Origin of the sequence: Corynebacterium hiratae (assembly GCF_009708045.1) — a bacterium.
GTDB classification, from domain to species: Bacteria; Actinomycetota; Actinomycetes; order Mycobacteriales; family Mycobacteriaceae; genus Corynebacterium; species Corynebacterium hiratae.
Genome location: NZ_VIOG01000045.1, coordinates 1 through 354, shown reverse-complemented (window position 1 = coordinate 354; position 354 = coordinate 1). Strand labels below are relative to the sequence as shown.

Here is a 354-nt window from a genome sequence, read left to right as displayed (position 1 = left end):
TCCTCGGATCAACGCTTTATTGACAACTCCCCGAGGCTTAACGCAGCCTTACACGTCCTTCATCGGCTCAGCATGCCAAGGCATCCACCATGCGCCCTAAATAACGAACACACAACCAACACAACAACCACCACCCAAACATGGCAGCAGACAAATCATGCTGGTGTGAACACACAAAACACAAAAGAACAAAGAAATCACACAAACCACACACATTGCCACCACACAAAAGTGACAGTAACAAGCACATGGTTTAATGCTCGCGTCCACTATACAGTTCTCACACAACACCCCACACAACTTAAACAACCAAGAAGTCATCCAACCTGACTGCTGAAACTCGTGCGGGTTACA

Annotated in this window: 1 rRNA gene; it reads right to left on the bottom strand. The window is 47.2% G+C overall.

What is annotated here, in order from left to right:
* Positions 1-111 (bottom strand): 23S ribosomal RNA (locus tag FME68_RS12975); the annotation flags it as partial.
* Positions 112-354 lie beyond the last annotated feature (243 nt).